The 24,250-nt window shown below is 58.6% G+C and carries 20 protein-coding genes; 12 read left to right on the top strand and 8 right to left on the bottom strand.

All coding sequences use genetic code 11. The annotated features are described in order from the left end of the window. The first annotated feature begins 107 nt into the window (after window positions 1-107). Entirely contained in the window at window positions 108-560 is a 453-nt protein-coding gene (locus AC2TCY_RS11700; RefSeq protein ID WP_480847632.1) for a DUF1178 family protein, read from the top strand. A gap of 3 nt (window positions 561-563) precedes the next feature. Further along, a complete protein-coding gene (locus AC2TCY_RS11695; RefSeq protein ID WP_480847631.1) occupies window positions 564-1,202 on the top strand; it encodes an SDR family NAD(P)-dependent oxidoreductase in 639 nt (212 codons plus the stop codon). Here AC2TCY_RS11695 and AC2TCY_RS11690 read toward each other — a convergent pair. After that, window positions 1,196-1,552: a hypothetical protein gene (locus AC2TCY_RS11690; RefSeq protein WP_480847630.1), complete on the bottom strand. Its 357-nt coding sequence runs from the start codon at window positions 1,550-1,552 to the stop codon at window positions 1,196-1,198. The genes AC2TCY_RS11695 and AC2TCY_RS11690 overlap by 7 nt on opposite strands. Before the next feature lie 166 nt (window positions 1,553-1,718). Between AC2TCY_RS11690 and AC2TCY_RS11685 the strand changes: the two genes are divergently transcribed. From AC2TCY_RS11685 to AC2TCY_RS11660, 6 genes are all read left to right on the top strand, one after another. Beyond that, window positions 1,719-2,957 (top strand): aspartate kinase, encoded by a 1,239-nt coding sequence (locus AC2TCY_RS11685; protein WP_480847629.1) that lies wholly within the window; start codon window positions 1,719-1,721, stop codon window positions 2,955-2,957. 46 nt (window positions 2,958-3,003) lie between these two features. Further along, window positions 3,004-5,247: a phosphoenolpyruvate--protein phosphotransferase gene (gene ptsP / locus AC2TCY_RS11680; protein ID WP_480847628.1), complete on the top strand. Its 2,244-nt coding sequence runs from the start codon at window positions 3,004-3,006 to the stop codon at window positions 5,245-5,247. A gap of 162 nt (window positions 5,248-5,409) precedes the next feature. Then, the gene (gene zwf, locus AC2TCY_RS11675) at window positions 5,410-6,855 is read left to right on the top strand and encodes a glucose-6-phosphate dehydrogenase (protein ID WP_480847627.1); all 1,446 of its coding nucleotides are present in this window, start codon (window positions 5,410-5,412) and stop codon (window positions 6,853-6,855) included. A 2-nt stretch (window positions 6,856-6,857) separates the two neighbouring features. Next, entirely contained in the window at window positions 6,858-8,663 is a 1,806-nt protein-coding gene (gene edd, locus AC2TCY_RS11670; RefSeq protein WP_480847626.1) for a phosphogluconate dehydratase, read from the top strand. A gap of 3 nt (window positions 8,664-8,666) precedes the next feature. After that, the gene (locus AC2TCY_RS11665; RefSeq protein WP_480847625.1) at window positions 8,667-9,302 is read left to right on the top strand and encodes a bifunctional 4-hydroxy-2-oxoglutarate aldolase/2-dehydro-3-deoxy-phosphogluconate aldolase; all 636 of its coding nucleotides are present in this window, start codon (window positions 8,667-8,669) and stop codon (window positions 9,300-9,302) included. Window positions 9,303-9,353: 51 nt separating this feature from the next. Continuing rightward, on the top strand, window positions 9,354-10,550 hold the full coding sequence (locus AC2TCY_RS11660) for a pyridoxal-phosphate-dependent aminotransferase family protein (protein ID WP_480847624.1): 1,197 nt from the start codon (window positions 9,354-9,356) through the stop codon (window positions 10,548-10,550). Here AC2TCY_RS11660 and AC2TCY_RS11655 read toward each other — a convergent pair. Next, window positions 10,547-11,659: a pyridoxal phosphate-dependent aminotransferase gene (locus AC2TCY_RS11655; RefSeq protein ID WP_480847867.1), complete on the bottom strand. Its 1,113-nt coding sequence runs from the start codon at window positions 11,657-11,659 to the stop codon at window positions 10,547-10,549. The genes AC2TCY_RS11660 and AC2TCY_RS11655 overlap by 4 nt on opposite strands. Window positions 11,660-11,785: 126 nt before the next feature. On the opposite strand from AC2TCY_RS11655, the gene AC2TCY_RS11650 reads away from it, so the two are divergent. Next, window positions 11,786-12,568 (top strand): crotonase/enoyl-CoA hydratase family protein, encoded by a 783-nt coding sequence (locus tag AC2TCY_RS11650; RefSeq protein ID WP_480847623.1) that lies wholly within the window; start codon window positions 11,786-11,788, stop codon window positions 12,566-12,568. 325 nt (window positions 12,569-12,893) lie between these two features. Further along, window positions 12,894-13,457 (top strand): hypothetical protein, encoded by a 564-nt coding sequence (locus AC2TCY_RS11645; protein ID WP_480847622.1) that lies wholly within the window; start codon window positions 12,894-12,896, stop codon window positions 13,455-13,457. A gap of 150 nt (window positions 13,458-13,607) precedes the next feature. On the opposite strand, the gene AC2TCY_RS11640 is transcribed toward AC2TCY_RS11645, so the two are convergent. From AC2TCY_RS11640 to AC2TCY_RS11625, 4 genes are all read right to left on the bottom strand, one after another. Then, window positions 13,608-13,940, bottom strand: coding sequence for a DnaJ family domain-containing protein (locus AC2TCY_RS11640; RefSeq protein WP_480847621.1), 333 nt, complete (start codon window positions 13,938-13,940; stop codon window positions 13,608-13,610). 39 nt (window positions 13,941-13,979) lie between these two features. After that, complete coding sequence (locus tag AC2TCY_RS11635) at window positions 13,980-15,164, bottom strand: benzoate/H(+) symporter BenE family transporter (RefSeq protein ID WP_480847620.1); 1,185 nt, start codon at window positions 15,162-15,164, stop codon at window positions 13,980-13,982. Window positions 15,165-15,281: 117 nt separating this feature from the next. Further along, window positions 15,282-18,443 carry a valine--tRNA ligase gene (locus tag AC2TCY_RS11630; protein WP_480847619.1) on the bottom strand — a complete coding sequence of 1,054 codons (3,162 nt, stop codon included), beginning with the start codon at window positions 18,441-18,443 and terminating at the stop codon, window positions 15,282-15,284. 105 nt (window positions 18,444-18,548) lie between these two features. Beyond that, window positions 18,549-19,448 (bottom strand): phytanoyl-CoA dioxygenase family protein, encoded by a 900-nt coding sequence (locus AC2TCY_RS11625; RefSeq protein WP_480847618.1) that lies wholly within the window; start codon window positions 19,446-19,448, stop codon window positions 18,549-18,551. A 164-nt stretch (window positions 19,449-19,612) separates the two neighbouring features. Between AC2TCY_RS11625 and AC2TCY_RS11620 the strand changes: the two genes are divergently transcribed. Together AC2TCY_RS11620 and AC2TCY_RS11615 are read left to right on the top strand one after the other, a co-directional pair. Next, complete coding sequence (locus tag AC2TCY_RS11620) at window positions 19,613-21,904, top strand: xanthine dehydrogenase family protein molybdopterin-binding subunit (RefSeq protein WP_480847617.1); 2,292 nt, start codon at window positions 19,613-19,615, stop codon at window positions 21,902-21,904. Continuing rightward, entirely contained in the window at window positions 21,882-22,958 is a 1,077-nt protein-coding gene (locus AC2TCY_RS11615) for a DUF2235 domain-containing protein (RefSeq protein WP_480847616.1), read from the top strand. The genes AC2TCY_RS11620 and AC2TCY_RS11615 overlap by 23 nt, the downstream gene beginning before the upstream one ends. 4 nt (window positions 22,959-22,962) lie before the next feature. Here AC2TCY_RS11615 and AC2TCY_RS11610 read toward each other — a convergent pair whose 3' ends face one another. Both AC2TCY_RS11610 and AC2TCY_RS11605 read right to left on the bottom strand, forming a co-directional pair. Further along, on the bottom strand, window positions 22,963-23,607 hold the full coding sequence (locus AC2TCY_RS11610; RefSeq protein ID WP_480847615.1) for an NUDIX hydrolase: 645 nt from the start codon (window positions 23,605-23,607) through the stop codon (window positions 22,963-22,965). A 5-nt stretch (window positions 23,608-23,612) separates the two neighbouring features. Continuing rightward, window positions 23,613-24,182 (bottom strand): GcrA family cell cycle regulator, encoded by a 570-nt coding sequence (locus tag AC2TCY_RS11605; protein ID WP_480847866.1) that lies wholly within the window; start codon window positions 24,180-24,182, stop codon window positions 23,613-23,615. Window positions 24,183-24,250: the final 68 nt, after the last annotated feature.

Genomic DNA, 24,250 nt, shown 5'->3' with positions numbered 1-24,250 from the left:
TGCGTGATATAAAAACGCTTATCCTTCCTGTTGCGATCCGATTTCGGAAGGGCTTGATATTACCATTCCGGTTGGTATCTATTCGCCGACCGACAATTGGACCGAACATGATTCAATATGCGTTGAAATGCAAAGATGGCCACAGCTTTGACAGCTGGTTTCAATCAGCCGCAGCCTTTGACAAACTTGCTGCGGCTGGTTTGGTGACATGCGCCGTTTGCGGATGCGGGGACGTCGAAAAAGCAATTATGACACCGCGGGTGCGCCCCGCTCGTGCAGCAGAGCCCCCTATCGCGAAAATGCCCGACGCCGAACGTATCGACGTGACGACACCCGCGCCCGAAATAGAACGGGTTCTTGCAGATTTGCGCCGCAAGGTCGAAGAGAATTCGGATTATGTAGGTCAGGAGTTTGCTGCCGAGGCCCGGAAGATGCACCTGGGTGACGCGCCCGAACGATCGATTTATGGCGAGGCCAAACCCGAGGAGGCGCGGGCATTGATCGAAGACGGGGTTCCCGTTGCGCCGCTTCCTTTCATCCCCAGCCGCAAAACGAACTGAATTATGCACATCGTTATCACCGGCGTTAATCGCGGTATCGGAAAAACTCTGGCCAACCACTATCGTGCGCAGGGGGACGAAGTTACGGGAACCGCGCGCAGCGACGGTGCGGAGGTGGTTCTCGATGTCACTGATCCGGCACAGCATGCAGCCATGTCCGAAACGCTGACAGACCGACCTGTCGATCTTCTGGTCTGCAACGCCGGAGTGTATCTGGACAAAGGGCAGAGTATCGATGGTTACCCGGTCGAGATGTGGGCGCAGAGCTTTGCTACAAATGTGACCGGCGTATTCCTGACAATTCAGGCCCTCCTGCCCAATCTGCGCGCCGCGCGGGGTAAGATCGCGATTATTTCATCACAGATGGCGTCGCACACGCGCGCACCAGGGGGCAGCTACATCTACCGTGCATCCAAGGCCGCAGTTCTGAACCTGGGTCGAAATCTTGCCACTGACCTGCGGCAAGATGGCATTTCCCTGGGCATTTACCACCCCGGCTGGGTGCAAACTGACATGGGCGGTGCGGTGGCCGAAATCACGGTGGACCAAGCCGTAGCTGGGCTGGCTGCGCGATTTGATACCTTGTCGCTGGATAATTCCGGCTGTTTCGAAACCTGGGACGGTCGCCCCCACGACTACTGAGATTTCAGGGCCGCTATTGGAATTTCGTAGACTTCGCCCGGTTCAATAAAGATCACCATCAGGTCTCTGGGTGTCTCATATGTGATTTTCGCGGTCGAACTGCTGGAATCCGGTACGCCATCGGTGAAATAGATCCTCCGCACTTCACCCGTATTCAGCTGAACGGCCAGTGTTGCCGTGCCGTCCTCTTTGTGGCGCAGTTCGGCAGGGCAACTGGACAAAGGCTCTCCGGCGATTGCGGCGCAGGGCACCGTTCCAAGTGAATTCTGGCCGTCCGTGCCCGACAAGGTTGCCACCTGCGCCAAGGCTGGAGACGAAATCAGGGTGAGGGCGAAAGCAAAGCGATACATGGAAATCCTCGTGGATTAAACGGTTAGCGCCACGCTGACATCGCTGCCCGGCAATGTAAAGCGGCCCCGTGCCGCAGTCAGAGTGTCTATGCGCACTTGCCCTTACGCCCCCCCTCGCATAAGAGGCACGAGATTGGAATTCCAAGGCGCGGAGACACTAGCCCCCATGCCCGTACTCGTGATGAAATTCGGCGGCACTTCGGTCGCCAATCTTGACCGCATCCGCCGCGTTGCCAAGCGCATCGGCGTTGAGGTGGCAAAAGGCTATGACGTGATTGTCATCGTGTCCGCCATGTCGGGTAAGACGAACGAGTTGGTGGGATGGGTCGACGAGATTTCGCCGCTGTATGACGCCCGCGAATATGATGCGGTTGTGTCCTCGGGCGAGAACGTGACTGCCGGCTTGATGTCGCTGACTTTGCAGGAAATGGACATTCCGGCCCGCAGTTGGCAGGGATGGCAGGTGCCGCTGATTACTAATGGCGCCCACTCGGCGGCCCGGATCGAAGAGATTCCAACTGACAACATCAACCAGAAATTCGGCGAAGGTATGCGGGTTGCCGTCGTGGCTGGTTTCCAAGGCATCAGTCCTGAGGGCCGTATCACTACGTTGGGCCGGGGCGGGTCGGACACTACCGCCGTGGCCTTCGCCGCCGCGTTCGATGCCGAACGTTGCGACATCTATACGGATGTGGACGGGGTCTATACCACCGACCCGCGCATCTGTGAAAAGGCGCGCAAACTGGATAAGATCGCGTTCGAGGAGATGCTCGAACTGGCCTCGCTGGGGGCTAAAGTGCTGCAAACCCGCTCGGTCGAGCTGGCGATGCGATACAAGGTGAAATTGCGCGTTCTTTCGAGCTTTGAAGAACAATCCGACGAGGCCGGAACGCTGGTCGTCGACGAGGAGGATATCATGGAATCCAATGTAGTGGCCGGTGTGGCCTATTCGCGGGACGAGGCAAAGATGACCGTTGTTTCGGTTGCTGACCGCCCCGGTATCGCCTCGATCATCTTTACCGCGCTCAGCGAAGAGGGGGTGAATGTCGACATGATCGTCCAGAACATTTCGGATGAGGGTCGCACTGACATGACCTTTTCCTGCCCGACCAATCAGGTGGCGCGCGCCGAACAGGCATTGCTGGCGATCAAGGAAAAGGGCGAGCTAAACTACGCGGAACTGGTCGCGGATGAGGATGTCTGCAAGGTGTCCGTCGTCGGTATCGGTATGCGTTCGCAGTCAGGTGTTGCGGCCAAAATGTTCAAGATCCTCTCGGATGAGGGGATCAACATTAAAGTCATTACAACCTCCGAGATCAAAATTTCCGTCCTTGTTGATCGGAAATACATGGAACTTGCGGTTCAGGCACTGCATGATGCCTTTGAACTGGACAAGGCGGCCTGAGCATTTCAGCCAAAGGTCTCGCCTGACACCATAAAGCGATTGGCCCATGGCGGACGGCACCGAAACAGAATCCCGCAAGCTGCTGGGACGGCTGCGTGAAGAGATGGCGAGCGAAGCCGCCGGTCAGGAACGTCTTGACCGGATCACGCATCTGATTGCGGACAGTATTCGGGCCGAGGTCTGCTCGATCTACCTGTTTCGCGATGAAGACACGCTGGAACTTTGCGCGACGGAAGGGTTGTCGCCTGAGGCCGTACACAAGACCCGGATGCGCATGGGTGAGGGCTTGGTGGGTCGCGTCGCCAATAGCGGCAAAGTGGTCAACGCTGCTGATGCGCCTTCGGCCAAAGGTTTCCGCTACATGCCCGAAACGGGCGAAGAACGGTTTTCGTCTTTCCTTGGCGTTCCTGTGCAGCGTCTGGGCGAAAAACTGGGTGTATTGGTCGTGCAGTCGCGTGAAGCCCGCGAGTTTTCAGCGGATGAGGTCTATGCGCTGGAAGTGGTTGCCATGGTTCTGGCTGAAATGGCCGAACTGGGCGCCTTTATTGGCGAGGGCGCGGCCCTGTCACCGCTCCACCAGCAATCAGTTCTGTTGCGTGGAGGTCCGGCTCAGGAAGGATCGGCCGAGGGCCACGTCTGGCTGCACGAACCTCGTGTTGTCGTCACCAACCCCATCGCCGACGATCCGCACCGAGAGCTTGAGCGTCTGTCAGAGGCAGTGGACGAATTGCGTGTCGGCGTCGACAAGATGCTGGAAATCTCGCAGGACGGTGACAAGGAACAGTTACAGGTTCTCGAAGCCTACCGAATGTTTGCCAACTCCAAGGGCTGGATGCGGCGTATGGAAGAAGACATCTCCCGCGGTCTCAGCGCCGAGGCTGCTGTGGAGATGGAGCAATCTCAGGCCCGCGCCCGCATGAGCCAGGTTTCAGATCCCTACCTGCGCGAGCGGTTGGCGGATCTGGACGATCTCAGCAACCGGTTGCTGCGCATTCTGACGGGGCAGGGCAACGCAAACGGGGCGGATTTGCCCCCCGATCCGATTTTGATAGCGCGTAATATCGGCCCCGGCGACCTGCTGGAATACGGTCGGTCGCTAAAAGGCATTGTGCTCGAGGAAGGCTCGGTCGGCAGCCATGCCACCATTGTTGCCCGCGCACTGGCAATTCCACTGGTGGTCCATGTTGGGCGGATCACGACCGAAGCACTGAACGGCGACCATGTTTTGGTTGACGGTGATAATGGCGTTGTCCATCTGCGGCCCGAGGACACGGTTGTCAGTGCTTTCCGCGATAAGATCGCGATGCAGGCCAAGGCGCAGGAACGCTATGCCTCGATTCGTGAAACCCCGACCGTTACGCGGGACGGATCGCGGATCAATCTGGTGATGAACGCCGGGCTGATGGCCGATCTGCCATCGCTGGGCAATTCGGGCGCTGAAGGTGTGGGTCTGTTCCGGACCGAGTTGCAATTCCTGATCCGCAACCAGATGCCCAAACGCTCGGAGCTGGTCCAGCAATATCAACGGGTTTTGGATGCGGCCGGGGACAAGCGTGTGGTGTTCAGAACGCTGGATATCGGCTCGGACAAGGTTCTGCCTTATATGAAACATGTCGCAGAACCGAACCCAGCATTGGGCTGGCGTGCAATTCGTGTCGGTCTGGACAAGCGTGGTGTGATGCGGATGCAATTGCAGGCGCTGCTGCGTGCCGCCAATGGTCGTCCGTTGACGATCATGTTCCCCTTTGTCGCGCAGGCCGAAGAATACCGCGAAGCCAAGTGGGAGGTGAACAAGACCATCGAGCGGGAAAAGCGTCTTGGCCATGTTCTGCCGGAATCGCTCGAGGTGGGTGCAATGCTGGAAACGCCATCGCTGGCCTTTGCGCCGCAAAAGTTCTTTGATGAGGTGGATTTCATCTCGATCGGCGGTAACGATCTGAAACAGTTCTTCTTCGCCGCCGACCGCGAAAACGAGCTGGTGCGCCGCCGCTACGATACGCTGAATGTCAGTTTCCTGAGCTTCATCGAACGGATTGTCGAGCGCTGCAACATATCGGATACGCCGCTCAGCTTCTGTGGTGAAGACGCCGGTCGCCCGATCGAAGCGCTCTGTCTGGCGGCTATGGGCATACGGTCTCTGTCGATGCGGCCCGCCTCAATTGGGCCGGTCAAAAGCTTGCTTCTGCGGTCCGATTTGCAGGCTGTGCGCAAAATCATCGCCGATGCCCGACACCGCGGTGAGCAATCAGTGCGCCCGGCAGTGATGGATTGGTTGCGTAACCAGGCATGAGGCCACGGGGACCCGTATTTTTTTGCTTGCAAGTCAGAGCTTGATTTTCCTGATCAGTTTCCCTATCCACGGGGCAATGTTAGCGATAACATGGCCTGAGTTGCCGATGAGGCGGGATAGTCGTGTTAAATTGGATCAGGTGGCCACTGAAGGAGCCCGGCAATGGTTTCACGCGTAATTCCGGTTGATCCGTTCGACCTTGTACTGTTCGGTGCGACCGGCGATTTGGCGCAGCGCAAGATATTGCCAGGCCTCTATCACCGGTTTGAAGTGGGTCAGATGCCGTCAGAGGCCCGGATCGTCGCAACCGCTCGTTCGGAGCTGGACGATGATGGCTTTCGCGAGCAAATCAGATCGTCGATGCGGGATTTTGCTCCCGGATTCGACAAGGATGTTCTGGATCGTTTCTTAAACCGCGTAGAGTATGTTCCGGTCGATGCATTGGGGGATTCCGGCTGGCCCGAGCTTGCCAAGACCTTGCGCCCGGATGTCGTGCGGGCTTTTTACCTTTCGGTAGGTCCCACCCTTTTTTCTGGCATTGCGCAACGCCTCAATGAACATGAACTCGCCACGCCGGACAGCCGGATTGTGGTTGAAAAGCCTTTTGGCCACGATCTGGAGTCAGCCAAAGCGCTGAATATAGGGCTGCGGGCCTGTTTTGAAGAGCATCAGATTTACCGGATCGATCATTATCTGGGTAAGGAAACTGTGCAGAACCTGATGGCCCTACGTTTTGCCAACTCCCTGTTCGAACCGTTGTGGAATTCTACCCATATTGATCACGTCCAGATCACCGTAGCGGAAACTGTGGGGGTCGAGGGTCGCGGGGCATATTACGACCAGTCGGGTGCGATGCGGGACATGATCCAGAACCATCTGGTGCAACTGCTGTGTCTTACTGCGATGGAACCGCCCTCAAAGTTCTCACCTAACGCGGTGCGCGACGAAAAGGTCAAAGTGATCGAAGCACTGGAGCCTGTTGCCCAGAGCGACATCGCGCGCGGGCAATACAGGGCGGAAAAGGGCGGCGACGGCTATTTCGATCATGTTGGCAATCCGGACAGCCGCACCGAGAGCTTCATCGCCCTTAAGGTTCACTTGGGCAACTGGCGTTGGGCAGGGGTTCCGTTCTACCTTCGTACTGGTAAACGCCTGCGGGCTCGAGAATCCGAGATTGCGGTGTATTTCCGCGATCCGCCGCATACGATCTTTCCCAATGTTGGCCCACTGCGCGGCAACGTTCTGGTCATCCGGCTGCAACCGGACGAAGGCATCACTCTGCGCACTACTATCAAAGATCCCGGCCCGGGCGGTTTCCGCTTGTCCGATGTGTCGCTGGACATGAGTTTCGCCGAGGCGCTGGGCGCGGACGTGCGCGCGCAAGATGCTTATGAACGGTTGGTCATGGATGTCATTCGCGGCGATCAGACCCTGTTCATGCGCGGGGATGAAGCCGAGGCCGCCTGGGCTTGGGTCGATCCCATCATTAAGGGCTGGGAAGAACGCGGAGACCGTCCGGCGCACTACGATCAGGGTAGTTCCGGGCCGGAAGACGCATTGATGCTGATGCATCGCGATGGACGCCGCTGGCGCCAGATTGGGGGTTAGTCATGGTTCACAAGGTCATCAGCGATGTCACTCAGCGAATTATTGACCGCAGCGCACCTCAGCGTTCGCTGCATCTGGAGCGGATGGAGCTCGCCAGATCCAAAGGTCCCGCGCGCGGCCATCTGTCGTGCAGCGGCCAAGCTCACGCTTATGCGGGTGCTGGCGAAGATCAGCAGGCCATGGTCACCGGCACGGCTGGCAATCTGGGCATCGTTACCGCGTACAACGACATGCTGTCGGCGCACCAGCCCTTCGAACGCTATCCTGGTCTGATCCGCGACGCGATCCGAACCGCAGGGGGCACTGCACAGGTTGCGGGCGGCGTGCCCGCCATGTGCGACGGCGTCACGCAGGGTGAGGCTGGGATGGAGCTGTCGCTTTTTTCGCGCGATGTGATCGCTTTAGCTGCAGGAGTGGCACTCAGCCACAACACGTATGACGCTGCCGTGTTCCTTGGGGTTTGCGACAAAATCGTGCCAGGTCTCGTAATCGCGGCTCAAAGTTTTGGTCACCTGCCAGCCGTCTTCCTGCCAGCCGGTCCGATGACCAGCGGGCTTCCGAACGACGAAAAAGCCAAGATCCGTCAGAAATTTGCCGCCGGTGAAGTGGGCCGCGAGGAACTGATGGCCGCCGAAATGGCCGCCTATCACGGCCCCGGGACCTGTACCTTCTATGGCACGGCCAACACCAACCAGATGCTGATGGAGTTTATGGGTCTGCACCTGCCGGGATCCAGCTTCATCAATCCCAACACACCCCTGCGTGATGCGCTGACGGAAGAAGGCGCCCGACGCGCTTTGTCCCTTAGTGCGCTGGGCAACAATTACACGCCGGTCTATCAGGTTCTGGATGAACGTGCCTTTGTAAACGGCATTGTCGGGTTAATGGCAACGGGTGGTTCAACCAACCTGCTGATCCACCTGATCGCGATGGCGCGCGCCGGAGGGATCGTGCTGGATTGGCAGGACTTTTCTGACGTTTCCTCCGTGGTGCCTTTGGTTGCCCGGGTTTACCCCAATGGTCTGGCCGACGTGAACCATTTCCACGCCGCAGGCGGTCTAGGTTACTGTATCGGTACGCTGCTGGAAGACGGTCTGTTGCACCCCGACACGTTAACTGTGGCGGGACAGGGCCTGCAGAATTACACGAAAGAACCCAAGCTGATCGATGGCGAGCTTGTCTGGCAAGACGGCGCAGGCCACAGCCTGAACGAAAAAATTGTCCGCTCGGCCAAAGACCCGTTTCAGCCGACCGGTGGCTTGTCTCGCCTGACCGGCAATCTGGGGACGGGTGTCATGAAGGTATCAGCTGTTGCCCCGGAGCATCAGGTCGTTGAAGCACCGGTTCGCGTATTCCAGGATCAGGACGAAGTGAAAGCGGCATTCAAGGCCGGGGAATTCACCGACGACGTTATCGTCGTTGTGCGCTTCCAAGGACCAAAAGCAAACGGTATGCCGGAATTGCACTCGCTGACCCCGATCCTGTCGATCCTTCAGGGCAGGGGGCAAAAAGTAGCCCTGGTCACGGATGGCCGCATGTCTGGTGCATCCGGTAAGGTTCCTGCCGCGATCCATATCTGCCCCGAGGCGCTGGACGGTGGCCCTATCGCGTATCTTCGGGACGGCGACGTCCTGCGCGTCGATGCGGTTAAGGGTGAGCTGGAAATCCTGACACAGGGCGTTCTGAGCCGAGCGCCCGCTACAGCCGACCTTTCGGCCCACCAACATGGCGTCGGACGGGACCTCTTTGGCACCTTTCGCAACACTGTCGGCTCAGCCGACACCGGTGCCAGCATTTTCGGAGTTTAAACCATGTCCGCCAAAACCCAGCGCACTCGTGAAATCTGTGCCCTTGCGCCCATCGTCCCGGTTCTAGTCGTGGACGACGCGACACATGCACGGCCGTTGGCCGAAGCATTGGTTGCCGGTGGTCTTCCCGCGTTGGAGGTCACCTTGCGGACCCCGGCGGCTCTGGATGCGATCCGCGCGATGGCCGAAGTGCCCGGTGGTGTCGTAGGTGCAGGCACGCTTGTCACGCCTGAAGATGTCCGTGCCGCAAAAGAGGCTGGCGCTCAGTTCGGTGTCTCTCCTGGCGCGACGGACACCTTGATCGCTGCCTGCGAGGCCGAGGGCTTGCCCCTGTTGCCTGGCGCTGCCACGGCCAGTGAGGCGATGCGCCTGCTGGAACAAGGCTATGACATGTTGAAGTTCTTCCCGGCCGAGGCCTCGGGCGGTGCACCCGCGTTGAAAGCGATCGGTGCGCCTTTGCCACAGATCACATTCTGTCCTACGGGCGGGGTATCTCCGTCCAACGCACGCGATTACCTGTCACTGTCCAACGTCGTCTGTGCGGGTGGCAGCTGGGTTGCGCCCAAGCAGATGGTGCAGGATGGCAACTGGCCCGGGATCGAAAAACTTGCCCGCGAGGCTGCTCAGCTGATGGATTGACGCCGCCCGGTCACGCGCTAGGGTGGGCGACAATTCAAACAGGTTGACCCCATGACAAACCGCATTTCTCTCGCGCAGGGGCGCGAGTATCTGGCAATTCCGGGCCCGTCCGTCATGCCCGATGTAGTGCTGCAAGCGATGCACCGACCGTCGCCCAACATCTATGATGGCGAGCTGATCGACATGATGCCCGCGTTGACGGCCGATCTGCGCCGCGTGGCAAGGACCGAACACAACGTTGCGATTTACATCGCCAACGGCCACGGAGCGTGGGAGGCCGCGCTCTCCAACGTCATCGCCCCGGGTGAGACCGTTCTGGCTCCGGCTTCCGGTCGTTTTACCCACGGCTGGGCCGAGATGGCCGAAGGGATCGGAGCCAAAGCGGAGCTGATCGATTTCGGGACGTCCTCGGCGTGGGATTTCGACCGGATCGCCGAGGTGTTGCAGGCGGACAACGCCCATCAGATCAAGGCTGTTCTAGCCGTCCACGTAGATACCTCCAGCTCGATCCGAAACGACATCCCGGCGCTGCGGGCTTTGCTGGACGAACTGAACCACCCGGCGTTGCTGATGGCCGATTGTATTGCCTCGCTGGGCTGCGACCGGTTTGAAATGGACGCCTGGGGCGTCGATGTCACCGTTTCCGCCTGCCAGAAAGGGTTGATGACCCCGGCAGGAACAGGGTTTGTTTTCTTTAATGAAAAAGCGCAGGCCAAGCGGGCTGCGATGCCGAGAGTCTCGCGGTACTGGGATTGGCAAACCAGGACAAATCCCGATCTGTTCTACCAGTATTTTGGCGGTACCGCGCCCACACACCACCTTTACGGGCTGCGCGCGGCGCTGGACCTGATCCACGCCGAAGGCATCGACCATGTCTGGGCCCGCCACGCGCGTCTGGCCAAGGCGGTCTGGGCCGCCTGCGAGGTCTGGGCCGAAGGTGGCGCGTTACACCTGAACGTTGCCGATCGCGCCTACCGCAGTCACGCAGTTACCGCCCTGAGGCTGACGGATGGTCGCGGTACGCTTCTGCGTGAATATACCGAGGCCAATCTGGGGCTGACTTTGGGTATCGGTCTGGGCATGGAGGACTGGGATTCCTGCTTCCGCCTCGGCCATATGGGGCATGTGAACGGGCAGATGGTGATGGCTATGCTGGGTGGGACCGAGACTGCCATGGCGGTGCTGAATGTCCCACGTGGGCCAGGCGCTCTTGAGGCGGCTGCCGCTGTATTGGCCGAACAGGACTAGATCTGCTGTCGTGCCGTCGCCAGCGCTGTCGGAAGGGCGGCGGCAAACGCGTCCAGATCGGCCTCAGTTCCGCAACTTATCCGGATACAGCGATTTTGTGGCGCGGCGAACGGCATTCGGACGAACACGCCCTGTTCCACTAGCGCCTCCAGCACCGTCTTGGCGAAATCCCCATCCCGCCCACAATCTATGGCCACGAAGTTGGTGGCCGAAGGCAAGGGATCCAATCCATTTTCCTGCGCGATCCGGCAGATCCGTTCCCGTGCATGAACAATTCGGGTCTGAACCTGAGCCAGCCATTCCTCATCCTGCAACGCAGCCAATGCCCCGACCTGCGCCGCCCGGTTCATGCCAAAGTGATTACGAACCTTGTTGAAAGCCGAAATCAGCCCCGGCGCACCGATTGCATAACCCACCCGAGCACCGGCCATGCCGTAAACTTTGGAAAATGTCCGCATTCGGATCACACGCGGGTCATCGGCTTCGATCTGGGCCGCGGTTCCGTCGGGGGCACATTCCACATAGGCTTCGTCCAGTACCAACAGGCATCCGTCTGGCAGGGCTTCCATAGCAGCCACGATATCCGCACCGGGATGCCAACTGCCCATCGGGTTGTCGGGATTGGCGAGGTAAACCAGCTTGGCACCGACCTCGGCCGCTTTGGCAAACAGTACGTCGGGGTCTTCATGATCGCCGGAATACGGGACCTTATGCAGCGTGCCGCCAAATCCCGCCACGTGATAGTTGAAAGTCGGATAAGCGCCCTCTGAGGTCACGACCGCATCACCCGGTCCAACCATCAGCCGAACCAGATAGCCCAGTAAACCGTCGATCCCTTCTCCAACCACAACATTCTCGGATGCAACACCATGGTATTTCGCCAGTGCCTGGCGCAGATCGTGGTTCTCTGGGTCACCATACATCCAAATGTCGCCAGTAGCTTGGCGCATCGCTTCAATCGCACAGGGCGACGGGCCAAACACGCTTTCGTTCGCACCCAGCCGTGCCTTGAATGGCGCACCGCGTTGGCGCTCTTGCGTTTCCGGGCCGACAAACGGAACCGTGGCAGGCAGGGAATGGGCAAGCGGGGTGTAGCGCGGATCGGTCATATGCGCAGATAAGCGCAGTGGGCAGGGTTGGGCAAGCGCCCCGTTAGTCGATCTGCCCTGACGTCGCAGTGGAACTGCCACCACCTTTCAGGGCATGGTTGCAGAAACAGGATCTTGGAGGCCCGCATGGCGCGCGTATCTGTCGATTACAAGGACCACATAGCCCACGTAACATTGACCCGGGGCGACAAGATGAACGCGCTGGATGACGCCATGATCAAGGCGCTGCTGTCCGCCGGGCAAGAAGTCGAGGCCTCGGATGCCCGGGCCGTAGTACTGTCGGGCGAGGGTAAAAGCTTCTGCGCTGGGCTGGATATGGCGAGTTTTGCCAAGATGGCCCATATAGACCCGACCGAATGGCTGATGACGCGTAGCCACGAAGATGCCAATGAGATGCAGGAACTCGCCCTGATCTGGCGGCGAATTCCGGTTCCGGTGATCTGCGCCATTCAGGGCGTGGCCTATGGCGGCGGTCTGCAAATCGCGCTGGGGGCTGATATCCGTATTGCACATCCCGAAAGCAAACTCGCAGTGATGGAGATGAAATGGGGCATCATCCCGGACATGGGCGGCATGGTCCTGCTGCCAAAACTGGTGCGGTCCGATATCCTGCGCCTACTAACCTATACTGCGAGACCTATCGGAGCGGCTCAGGCGGCGGAATGGGGGTTGGTCACGAAGCTTTCGGACGATCCGCTCACCGAGGCATGGGCTTTGGCTGAAGATATTGCTGGCAAAAGCCCCTCGGCCATTCGCGCAGCGAAGCGCGTGATCGAAGTCGCTGAGGTGAAATCCCGCGCCGACGTGCTTTTGGAGGAATCTGCCGAACAAGTCGAACTGATCGGTAAGCCGGATCAGTTGGAAGTCATTGCTGCCCAATTGCAGGGTCGAAGGCCCGAATTCAAATAACAGCGTCCCCTTTTGACGTGTTACTGTTTGATGTTGCACATCTTTCCCCGCTCACTGTAGTTGACAGGCTGCGACAGGCGCGGTGAAATTGCTGTCATTACCGTAGCAAGTAAATGTGTGCGAAATAACGCACAAAACGAATAGTTTGGCGGCATTTGGCGCAGGCTTTTTCCTTTCCATTGCAACTCCGGGCATCGCTGGCGACCGGGCAAGCCATCGGAAACATCAACCCAGCTGTTCTGAAACAGGAACGCGACAAGCTGGACGCCATAGTTCAGGTGGTGCTGTCGGAACAGCAGAGGAAATGCTATGGATCAACGGAGTCATGGCGGGCGTCGAGGATATTAGTCGCACCCGCGACTTGTTTGATCAGGAGCTGGAAAAATTTGGACGGCCGCCGGAAATAACGGCGCTTTCCGTCGGATTGCCGGAGCTTGTCGAGGAATACCTAAAATTCCTCGCCGACGAGGACCTGATTGAAGATTTGGAAACGGTCAGGAATTCAGCGTATGAACGGATTTACGAATTCGGTGGGCCCTCATTTGATGACCTGCAAAAGCTGAAATCCAATTTCGAGAATTTGGTTGAGCTGGATGAATATTCCAAAGTGGATTTGCTTGACGGTCGCACACTGACCGGCGACCCGGCCTTCTTGACTGTGTATGAGAATACAAAGGTCGAGCGTGGCGAAAGAGCGACCATGGCAATGGTGACCTACCAGTTCGTAGCCGGCGAACCTTCAGAAGCGGTGGGATATTTTCAGGAACTCAGGCCGCAGACCTCAGGACAGGCATTGCGTGGGTTTGCCGATCTCACTCTTCCTCGCAAGGGCACGCGACGTGCAATCGGCAATGAAAACCCTAACCAAAAGCTCTCTGCTGGCCAATAAATCCGTAATTCAAAGCACCCATAGCTCTGACCAGGCAGAGGCCATCGAACTCGCGATTTATGGGGAAAAATCTGGCGTCTTGTTAATGGTTTCGGGGGTTTTGCAATGAACCTCTGGAAGTTGACCAGTCTGAATTTGTGCTGAGCACGGCTACCGCATAAAGGCCCGCCTTGCGTCGCGTGCCATATTGTACCGCATCTCAAGATCGGCCAGCCGTGCCATCGTGGCCTTGCGTTCCTCGGGATCACTGAGGTTCGCATAGTGTTTTCGGGCGGCATCCAGCTCCTTCTTGATCTGGAACTCCTCGGGCAGAACTCCGGCCTGGGCCATGATCCTGTGACCTGCCGCCAGCGCGGGATCGGTCTGAGCCTCGGATGAACGGTCGGGCAGGGGTTGTCCTTCGCCCTCCAGCCCCTCCAGTTGGCCTTCAGCCTGCGCCTTTTTGATCTGGCGTTCGATCAGTTTTCCCAGTGATCCAAGCATGATTGCATTATACTTCAACGTTGTGGCTGGTGATAGTGCTCAACGAACTCGCATGGTGACAAGATAGGCAATTCCGCCCGCCGCCAACCCCCAGACTGCAGCGCCAAGCCCAAAGACTGTAATACCAGAAGCAGTGATCGCAAAGGTCAGGATGGCGGCCTCGCGTTCAGCAGGAACCTCCAGTGCCGCAAAGGTGGCGTTTGCCATCACGCCAATCAGCGCGATGCCAGTGAGAGTTCCCATCAGCAATGGGTCGGCATGCGTGGCAAAGCCGGTTATTGCAACGGCAAAAACACCGAACAGGCAATAGAACACTCCTGCCATAATCGCCGACCAATAGCGCTGGGTCGGATCCGGGTGGCTGTCCTCGTTCGAACACATTGCAGCCGTGATAGCGGCCAGACAGGTTGCAGGAGCGCCGAACGGGGCGGACAGGATACTGGCCCCACCGACCGACGAGAACAGCTTGCCGGGGTTGGGTGTGTAGCCAAAGCTGCGCATCACCGCGATGCCGGGGATGTTCTGGGTCGCCATGGTGACAATAAACAACGGTATGCCCAATCCGATAGCCGAGGCCAGTGAGAAACTGGGCATCGTCCAGACCGGGGCGGCCAAGTACTGTGCCGGACGTACCGAAGCGTCGCCCGCACTGAAGATGACGGCCAGTGCGGCAGCAACCACCGCAGCCGGAACTGCTAACAAGCGGTTGAACCGTCCTGCGATGAACCAGGTCAATATCACGGGAAGGGCCTGCCACGGTAACTCGGCGGCTGCTTTAAACGGCACGATGCACAGCGGCAGCAAGACACCGCCCAGCATCGCCTGCGCCAGTGTCGTCGGAATTGCGGCTGCCAGCCGTCCGAGAGGGCGCCACAGCCCGGCGATGACGGTTAGCGCCCCCGCGCACAGGAACGCGCCGATTGCGCCTGAGAACCCCTCGGCCGGTGTCGCCGAAACTGCCAGCAGTGCAGCACCCGGCGTGGACCATGCGACGCTGATAGGTTGACGGTGCCAAAGGCTGAGAACGATTGCGGCCAGCCCCATGGCAATTGCCGCCATCATCAGGCCCGAGGCCGATTCAGCTGGGGACGCGCCCATGGCGGCCAGCCCTTGCAGGACAATCGGAAAGGAACTGAAGAACCCGACAACTGCTACGACCAGCCCGGTTGAGACAGTATGCATCGGTGGAAATGTCTGCGCCATCAGGTCCTCGGGTGTTGCCACGCGCACTTGCTAACAACCGCAAGCGGCTGTGAACAGGGGCAAATGACTGGCCCAAAACAAAACCCCGCCGACGTAGAAGTGGCGGGGTTCGGAATTTCTGTTGTTACGTGAAATAGATCAGGCGATTTCTTCCAGACGCGCAAGAGCCTCGTTTAGTTTTGCTTCTTCTTCCTCGCGGGCGGCAAGGTTGGCTTTGGCCTCTGCCACAACTTCTTCCGGGGCCGAGGCCACGAATTTCGGGTTGTTCAAGCGCCCGCGCAGGCCGCCCAGCTCCTTGGCCAGCTTACCCTTGGCCTTTTCCAACCGTTCCTTTTCGGCGCCGATGTCGATGATATCCGCTAGCGGTAATCCGAAGGAGGCTCCGGGCGCGGCGATCGAGATGGTACCTTTGGGCAGATCATCCGCCTTGGTCAGGCTGTCGATCCGTGCCAGCCGTTTGATCAACGCTTCGTTGCGATCCCATGCGGCTTGTCCGTGTGCGTCGATTTCAGTCACCAGCATTGGCACATAGAGGCCCGCCGGAACCCGCATCTGCGCGCGCGCCGAGCGGGTGTTTTCGATCACCGAGATCACCCAGTTCATCTCACGATCTGCTTCCGCGTCGATCAGATCTGCGGCGGCATAGGCTGGCCAATCTGCGTGGACGACCATCTTGGCGCGGTTGCCGGTCAGGCCCCACAGCTCTTCGGTGATGAAAGGCATGATCGGGTGCAGCAAGACCATGCACTGATCCAGTACCCAGCGCATGGTGGCGCGGGTTTCGGCCTGTGCTTCGGCGTCGTCGCCCTGCAACAGCGGCTTGGACAGTTCCACGTACCAGTCGCAGACTTTGCCCCAAACAAAGGCATAAAGACCGTTGGCGGCGTCGTTGAAGCGATAGCTTTCCAGCGCCGCGTCAACTTCTTCCCGCACGCGGGCGGTTTCGCCGATGATCCAGCGGTTCACGGCGGCCTTGGGGTTCAGGTCGGCCACGTCCAGTTGCGGAACGGCGTCGGTGAAGACTTCGTTCATCTCGGCAAACCGGACGGCGTTCCACAGTTTGGTGCCGAAATTGCGATAGCCGGTGATGCGTTCTTTGGACAGTTTCAGCACGCCACCAATCGCCGCCATTGATGCGTTGGTAAAGCGCAGCGCGTCGGCTCCGAATTCGTCCACGATCTCCAACGGGTCGATGACGTTGCCGGTGGTCTTGGACATCTTCTTGCCCTTCTCGTCGCGGACGAGCGTGTGCAGGTAGACAGTGTGGAACGGAATCTCGTTCACCACGGCCAGTTGCATCATCATCATCCGGGCGACCCAGAAAAACAGGATATCCGCCCCGGTGATCAGAACGTCGGTCGGGAAGTAGCGCTTCAGCTCCTCGGTCTGCTCAGGCCAGCCCAGTGTACCGATGGGCCAGAGGCCGGAAGAGAACCACGTGTCAAGAACGTCGGGATCGCGCCAGACCGGATAGACCAGCTTGGTCGGATCCTGTTCGACTGCATATTGAGCGAGGCTTTCCGCAAACTGATGGATTGCTTCCTGCTTGTCTGCGACTTCGATAACCGTCGCGTGGCTCAGCGGGCTGGGTATGTTGGCGTTGTCGTCCAGGAATTTCTCGACAACGGCGTCGAAGTTCGAGGCACATTCCATGACATTGCCACGGTGCAGCATGCCGCCTTCGTTCAGAAGGCGGCCAAGTTCGACCAAATCAAGGTCGCCATCGTTCTCGTCATCCTTGAAATCTTCTGCAGACAGATCAAGGCCATACCAGACCGGGATCTGATGCCCCCACCACAGTTGGCGCGAAATGCACCAGGGTTCGATGTTTTCCAACCAGTGGTAATAGGTTTTCTCGCCAGATTCTGGGATGATCTTGACCGTGCCATCTTTGACCGCGTCCAGCGCCGGGCCAACAACCTTTTCGGCATCGACGAACCACTGATCGGTCAGCATCGGTTCGATCACAACTTTTGAGCGATCGCCAAAGGGCTGCATGATCAGCTTGGATTCGACCAGCGGCACCGCATTGTTCGCGCCCTCATGATCAGGTTTCAGAGCGGTCGAACCCAGTCGCACGTCATCCGCACGGGTCATGACAGCCAGACCTTCGCTGGTAATCTCTTCTACAACCTTAGTTCGCGCCTCGAACCGGTCCAAACCCCGCAGGTGATCTGGTACAAGGTTGATTGCGTCGATCTCGCCTTCGGTAAAGGACTGACCGCGTGCATACTGCCCTGCCTTGTAGGCCTCGTTGGCGTAAGGTGCCCCATCTGCGCGCATGTGGCCGCTTGTGTCCATCAGGCGATAGCAGGGGATGTTGCCACGTTTGGCGACGCCATAGTCATTGAAATCGTGCGCCCCGGTGATTTTCACCGCGCCCGAGCCGAAATCGGGATCGGGGTATTCGTCGGTGATGATAGGGATCTGGCGCCGATGTTCCTTGGGACCGACCGGTATTTCACACAGCTTGCCGACGATAGGTGCATAACGCTCGTCCGAGGGATGAACGGCAACCGCGCCGTCACCCAGCATAGTCTCGGGTCGAGTGGTCGCGATCGAGATGTAGTCGCGCTCTTCCTCAAGCACGATATTCCCATCTTCGTCCTTCTCGACGTAAGTATAGGTCTCGCCACCGGCCAGCGGGTATTTGAAGTGCCACATGTGGCCCGCGACTTCGATATTTTCGACCTCAAGGTCCGAGATCGCGGTCTCAAAATGCGGGTCCCAGTTGACCAGACGTTTGCCGCGATAGATTAGGCCCTTGTTGTACATCTCAACAAAGACCTTGATCACCGCATCATGGAAGTTCGCTGAATTTTCGTGCCCTGTGCGCGGGTCACGTGGCGCGCCTGCCATGGTGAATGCATTGCGCGACCAGTCGCAGGACGAGCCCAGACGTTTCAGCTGTTCGATGATCGTGCCGCCGTATTCGCCTTTCCATTCCCAAACTTTGTCGAGGAATGCTTCGCGGCCCAGCTCACGCCGTCCAGGCTGCTGGGTTGCGGCGAGCATCTTTTCCACCTGCATCTGCGTGGCGATGCCCGCGTGGTCCTGACCGGGTTGCCACAGCGTGTCGAAGCCGCGCATCCGGTGCCAGCGAGTCAGAATGTCCTGCAGGGTGTTGTTGAAGGCATGACCCACATGCAAGGCACCCGTCACGTTGGGTGGCGGGATCATGATGGTAAAGCTTTCGTCGCGCGATTTGTTCGCGCCTGCCTTAAAGGCTCCGGCCTCTTCCCAGGCCTGATAGATGCGGGCCTCGGCCTCGGCCGCGTTGAATGTCTTTTCCATCGCCATGGGGTGCGTCCTGCGTCAACGATTTCGGGTCAGCGCCTGCAATAGCGAATGCGCGCAGGAAGGGGAAGGGTCTGCGCCCGACCACAGCGACTTATCCCGACAGATTCAGCGATTGCCTGACGAAATGACCTCATACAGGCGGGTTTTGTCCTGTGCGCCCTCGGCTAGCGCTTTGGCTTGATCCTGCCGAATGCGCTCGTGCAGATTCAGCGCCTCAGACGAGAACAATTCGTCGGGCACGGGGATATGTATGAAATTCCCGCTCCGGTCTTCTCCACGTGCTGCAACGGCATAGTCGCGGTCCGCAATCATCTGCTGAGCATTCGGGTTCAGGTAACGGACCGCCAGGCCGATCCGTCGATCATCTGACAAATTAGGCCCGGACCCGTGTATCGTCAGCCCGTGATGCAGCGACATCTGTCCAGGTTGCAATTCGATGTGAGTTTTCTCATCTTCGGCCACTTCGACCGCCACTTCCTGCCCTCGCGATAACAGGTTGTTGTCGGAAAATGTATCAATATGCGGCAGGATCGGGTTCTTGTGGCTGCCTTTCACGAAATCCATGCAGCCACTTTCCGTTGTGGCTGGGGACAGCGCAATCCACGCGGTCACTTGATCCGGCGTCTCACCCATACCCCAATAGGTCAGATCCTGGTGCATGCCCACCACATGCGTCGAGTGCGGTTCCTTGATAAACAACTCAGCTGACCAAAGCAGCAGGTCCGGCCCCAGCACCCCCTCGACCACATCCAGAATCCGTGAATCCAGAGCGATACGGGCCACCAGCGGCATAACCACATGTGCGTTCACACGTTTGTACATATTGAGCGGCAGGGGCAGATCTTCCTCGCCCCATGTTTGTTCGATGTCTTCGAACTCAGCGCGCAGAGTGGCCGCTTCGGACTTATCGAACACGTTTACCGGGAAGACAAAGCCGTTTTCCCAGTAGGCGTCGATCTGATCGCGCGTCAACCGGCCATTCGTCAGGGCAATTGGGCGTGTCATGAAACCTCCGTCAGGCTGAACCACACGATCAGTCTACGGAACGTTTTTCTGATACAGCTATGCTGTTTGCGACACGCACGTGGCCTTTTTCATTTGTGCAAGGCGCTGGACATCAATTTGCTGGAGGCTAGTTTCGCGTCGGTGGGCAGTCAGAGGATCAGGCAATGAAAAAATTTGGCAAAAGCCAGTCGGTCCCACGGACCGAAGACCAGCGTTTTCTGACGGGGCAGGGCCAATACATGGATGATGCTGTGCCCATAGGTGCTTTGCATGCAGTGTTCTTTCGTAGTCCGGTTGCGCACGCAGAAATCACTTCGCTGGATCTGGATGCCGCGCGCGAAGCTGAAGGTGTGCGTCTGGTCATGGCGATTGATGATCTGGCAGCAGCAGGCATTGACACGGTGATGAATGCCACCGTGGTGCCCAATCGGGACGGATCCAAAGGCGCTGCGCCAGAGCGGCACATGCTGGCCAAAAGGCGCGTCCGTTTTGTAGGTGAGCCGGTGGCCGTGGTCATTGCCGACACACGGGCTCAGGCCCATGATGCGGCAGAGCTGATCTGGATGGACGCCAGCGACCTGCCCGCCAAGATCAACGTGGCACCGGGCGGAGAGCCCCTGCATGAACAAGCCCCAAACAACCGAGCGTTTGACTGGGGGCTGGGCGACGAGGCCGCGACCGAGGCAGCCTTTCACGCCGCTGCCCATACCGTCTCGCTAAATGTTCTGGATAACCGAGTGATCATCAACTCGATCGAACCGCGCGGTTGCCAAGCCGATTGGTCAGACGGGCGACTGCGTTTCGCATATGGTGGTCAGGGCGTTTGGGCGATGAAAGCGCAATTGGCGCAGAAACTGAAACTGGACCCGAAGGCTCTGCGCGTTACCACCCCGGATGTCGGTGGCGGGTTTGGCATGAAGGTGATGCCGTACCCCGAGTATTTCTGTGTCGCAGTCGCTGCGATGAAGCTGGGCCAGCCGGTTCACTGGATGTCCGACCGGACCGAGGCGATGCTGTCCGATCACCATGGTCGCGACCTGACTTCATTGGCAGAGCTGGCCTTCGATGAAAACCACAAGATCACTGCATACCGCGTCCACAGCAAAGTCAACTTAGGGGCCTACAACAGCCATTTCGGGCAGGCAATCCAGACCGACCTTTTCAGCAAGGTCCTGATGGGCGCCTATGACGTGCAGACCACCTATCTGCGCGTTGAAGGCTTCTACACCAACACAACGCAGGTCGATGCCTACCGCGGCGCGGGCAGGCCCGAGGCGATCTATGTCCTTGAACGGGTCATGGACCGCGCTGCACGTGAACTTGGCGTTGACGCTTGGGAATTGCGCCGCAAGAACTTTATCCGCCCTGAGAAGTTCCCGTACAAAACTGCCACTGGGGAGACTTATGACGTAGGCGACTTTGATATGGTGTTGAGCCGCGCGGGCGATCAGACCAAGGGCTTTGCTGCCCGCAAAGCCGCAGATGCGGAACAAGGTCTGATTCGGGGGCGGGGGCTTTGTTACTATATCGAAAGCATTCTGGGTGACCCTTCAGAAAATGCAAAGATCGAATTTTGCGACGACGGTAGGGTGAACATCTATGTCGGCACTCAATCGAACGGGCAGGGCCACGAAACTGTCTATACCCATTTTTTGTCCGACCAGACAGGTATCCCGGTCGACCGGATTACAGTGGTTCAGGGCGATACTGACAGGTTGGCCCATGGCGGAGGGACCGGCGGGTCGCGTTCGGTCACGGTGCAGAGCACCGCAACTCTGGCCATGATTGACAAGATGATCGCCGCATTCACGCCTTATCTGGCTGATAAAATGGGTGTGGAGGAGGCAGATGTGCGTTTCGATCATGAAACCTTCCGTGCACCGGGTTCGAACCTGACGCCCACCTTGACTGAAGCAGCGGATATGGCCCGCACCGATGGTCGTACCGATCTGTTACAGCACGAGGCCCGCGCGAATCTGGATGCGCGCAGCTATCCAAATGGCGCCCACGTTGCCGAAGTCGTGATCGATTCTTACACTGGCGAGGTGAAGGTGGATCGTTACACCGTGGTGGATGATTTCGGCAATCTTATCAATCCGATGTTGGCTGAAGGACAGGTGCATGGCGGTGTCGTACAGGGTATCGGGCAAGCGCTGAATGAGCACGTCGTGCATGATGCCGACGGGCAACTGCTCACGGCTTCGTTCATGGATTACGCCTTGCCCCGCGCGGCTGACATACCCATGATTAAGTTTACCTCGGCGCCCGTTCCGTCAACCTCTAATCCGATGGGTATGAAAGGATGTGGCGAGGCTGGCACCGTGGGCGCGCTGGCCGCTGTAGCAAACGCGGTTCAGGATGCGCTCTGGGATCACGGGGTGCGGCAGGCAGATATGCCTTTCACGCCTCACAAAACATGGGAATTGCTGACGTATGGTTCTGTCGCAGCTGAGTAAAAAGGTTCTGGGATGGCTCGGACGGCCTCTGCGTTCCGAGCATTCTGCCGAGGCGCTGCACCGCGACCCGATCAGCCACGTCATCATACTCGACGGCACCATGTCCACTCTGGAACCGGGGTATGAGACCCATGCAGGCCAAGCCTATCGCCTGTGTCGGGAGATGGGCAGCCAAGTTTCGGTCTTCTACGAGTCCGGCGTTCAATGGGAAAGTTGGAAATCCTCGCTGGACGTTATGATGGGGCGGGGTATCAACCGCCAAATCCGCCGCGCCTATGGCTATCTCGCCTCGCGTTACAAACCGGGGGACCGTATCTATTTCATCGGATACTCGCGTGGCGCCTACGGGGTACGAAGCCTGGCAGGGGTTATCGACATGATCGGGTTGCTCAAAGCTGAACATGCCACCGAGCGGAACATCAAACAGGCCTATCGCCACTACGAATGCAACTCCAGCGGAACAGCAGCGCGCGATTTCCGCCGGAAATTCTGCCACGAAGACGTCGCCATCGAGATGATCGGCGTTTGGGATACGGTCAAAGCGTTGGGCTTGCGCCTGCCACTGCTCTGGCGTTGGGCTGAGGAGCGTCATTCCTTTCACAGCCATCAACTCGGCCCGGCAACTCGCCATGGCTATCACGCGATGGGTCTGGACGAGACACGCGAAGTGTTCGAGCCGGTCCTGTGGAAGTGTACCCCCGATTTCAAGGGCCATGTCGAACAGGTCTGGTTTCGCGGAACACATGGCGATGTCGGCGGACAACTCAACGGGTTCGAAGAAGCGCGCCCTCTCAGTAACATTTCCCTGATATGGATGCTGGACAAGGCCGAGTTGCATGGTCTCCCTTTGCCAGACGGCTGGAGAGATCGGTATCCCACCGATACGTCCGCCCCGTCCGTCGGAACATGGCGCGGCTGGGGCAAGATTTTCCTGCTGCGCAAGCATCGCAGGGTGGGCAAGGACCGGTCAGAGAAGCTGCATGTCTCGGTTTCTCCGGATGAATTGCCCCGCTGGGTGCCAATGCCGGATTTGCCTTCACATCCGGCGCAGTAGGCACCTAGTCGAACTCGGCGGCACGGTTGGCTGAATTTGATGCATTGAATGCGGTCATGATATCAGCTTGGATATTCCGCCCCAGTGAAAGCGCAGGCAGTTCGTCTGCCGCAAAAAAGGCTGCATCTAAAGTCTCGGCACCCGCAACCGGAGCGTCCATTTCAATTTCGTCGCAAAGGAAGAACAGCTTATAGAAATCCCGGGCATCAGCGGGATAGGGGTGTCGTGCCTTGTGGCGCAGTGCGTATAATTTCCGAGCTTGCACCCTTAGCCCAGCCTCTTCCCAAACTTCGCGTTCAATGTTTTCCGCAGGTGAACTTCCAATATCTGCAAATCCGCCGGGCATAGCCCAGCAACCATCGCTTCGCTCTCGCACCAATAACAGTTTTTGATCACGGATCACTGCACCGCGAATATCAATGCTGGGCGTTGCGTAGCCGGCTGCATGTTTTGAAATCAGTCCGTCGATCCGGGACAGCGGAACATGGCCCAGATCAGCAAGCATAGCGCGGGCGATGTCAGCGAGCTCGTCATATCGCTCGCGGTCAAAAGAATCTTTGGTGAAATGCTGGCCGGTTTCGGCCAGCGCCAACAGGCGTTTTGCGCGTGCCAGCCAGGTATCCTCCATCGCTGTCGGATCCTGGCGCATTGGCCTTACCGCCGCCGATCTCTGCGCGAGCTCATCGGCTGGAAGGCCACGCCCACATGTGCCTCGCAATAGGGCTTACCAGCCTCAGTTGGCAGGCCGCAGAACCAGAAATCCTCGGTCGCGGGGTCGCCAACGGGCCATTTGCAGGTCTTTTCGGTCAGCTCCATCAGCGTCAGCTTCTTGGCCTTTTTCTCGATTTCGTTGACCTTGGCAAGCGCCTCAGGACTGATTTCATTTGCCGATGGCTGCGGTGGAAGAGGTTGCCCCGCCGGGATGATCTGGCGACGTGCCGGAATAGCCGGTTTCGCCTCGGGCGCCGGGGTTGGGCGGGCCGGTTCCGTCTTGGGGGCGGGCTTCGGTTTGGCTTCGGCCTTGGGCGCTGGTGCCGGCTTTTCCTTGGGTTCCGCCTTGGCCGGGGTCGCGCCAGTTGCGCGGTTCGACAGACCCAGGCGATGCACTTTGCCGATCACGGCGTTGCGGGTAACACCGCCCAGTTCCTTGGCGATCTGGCTGGCCGACTGGCCCTCGCCCCACATCTTCTTCAGCAGTTCTACGCGCTCGTCAGTCCAGGACATCATTTGCCTTTCAAAAGCGGAAAGCGGCCCCGGATTCGGGCCGCCTTGGGAATTCGTCTCAGCACCCT

This window comes from Ruegeria sp. HKCCD7181, assembly GCF_057221055.1.
This window is presented reverse-complemented; position numbering and strand designations above follow the sequence as displayed.

Excerpts from the sequence above, each read along its gene's own strand:
- AC2TCY_RS11700 (WP_480847632.1), top strand. The coding sequence starts at position 108 with ATGATTCAATATGCGTTGAAATGCAAAGATGGCCACAGCTTTGACAGC.
- AC2TCY_RS11695 (WP_480847631.1), top strand. The coding sequence starts at position 564 with ATGCACATCGTTATCACCGGCGTTAATCGCGGTATCGGAAAAACTCTG.
- AC2TCY_RS11690 (WP_480847630.1), bottom strand. The coding sequence starts at position 1,552 with ATGTATCGCTTTGCTTTCGCCCTCACCCTGATTTCGTCTCCAGCCTTG.
- AC2TCY_RS11685 (WP_480847629.1), top strand. The coding sequence starts at position 1,719 with ATGCCCGTACTCGTGATGAAATTCGGCGGCACTTCGGTCGCCAATCTT.
- ptsP (WP_480847628.1), top strand. The coding sequence starts at position 3,004 with ATGGCGGACGGCACCGAAACAGAATCCCGCAAGCTGCTGGGACGGCTG.
- zwf (WP_480847627.1), top strand. The coding sequence starts at position 5,410 with ATGGTTTCACGCGTAATTCCGGTTGATCCGTTCGACCTTGTACTGTTC.
- edd (WP_480847626.1), top strand. The coding sequence starts at position 6,858 with ATGGTTCACAAGGTCATCAGCGATGTCACTCAGCGAATTATTGACCGC.
- AC2TCY_RS11665 (WP_480847625.1), top strand. The coding sequence starts at position 8,667 with ATGTCCGCCAAAACCCAGCGCACTCGTGAAATCTGTGCCCTTGCGCCC.
- AC2TCY_RS11660 (WP_480847624.1), top strand. The coding sequence starts at position 9,354 with ATGACAAACCGCATTTCTCTCGCGCAGGGGCGCGAGTATCTGGCAATT.
- AC2TCY_RS11655 (WP_480847867.1), bottom strand. The coding sequence starts at position 11,659 with ATGACCGATCCGCGCTACACCCCGCTTGCCCATTCCCTGCCTGCCACG.
- AC2TCY_RS11650 (WP_480847623.1), top strand. The coding sequence starts at position 11,786 with ATGGCGCGCGTATCTGTCGATTACAAGGACCACATAGCCCACGTAACA.
- AC2TCY_RS11645 (WP_480847622.1), top strand. The coding sequence starts at position 12,894 with ATGGCGGGCGTCGAGGATATTAGTCGCACCCGCGACTTGTTTGATCAG.
- AC2TCY_RS11640 (WP_480847621.1), bottom strand. The coding sequence starts at position 13,940 with ATGCTTGGATCACTGGGAAAACTGATCGAACGCCAGATCAAAAAGGCG.
- AC2TCY_RS11630 (WP_480847619.1), bottom strand. The coding sequence starts at position 18,443 with ATGGCGATGGAAAAGACATTCAACGCGGCCGAGGCCGAGGCCCGCATC.
- AC2TCY_RS11625 (WP_480847618.1), bottom strand. The coding sequence starts at position 19,448 with ATGACACGCCCAATTGCCCTGACGAATGGCCGGTTGACGCGCGATCAG.
- AC2TCY_RS11620 (WP_480847617.1), top strand. The coding sequence starts at position 19,613 with ATGAAAAAATTTGGCAAAAGCCAGTCGGTCCCACGGACCGAAGACCAG.
- AC2TCY_RS11615 (WP_480847616.1), top strand. The coding sequence starts at position 21,882 with ATGGTTCTGTCGCAGCTGAGTAAAAAGGTTCTGGGATGGCTCGGACGG.
- AC2TCY_RS11610 (WP_480847615.1), bottom strand. The coding sequence starts at position 23,607 with ATGCGCCAGGATCCGACAGCGATGGAGGATACCTGGCTGGCACGCGCA.
- AC2TCY_RS11605 (WP_480847866.1), bottom strand. The coding sequence starts at position 24,182 with ATGTCCTGGACTGACGAGCGCGTAGAACTGCTGAAGAAGATGTGGGGC.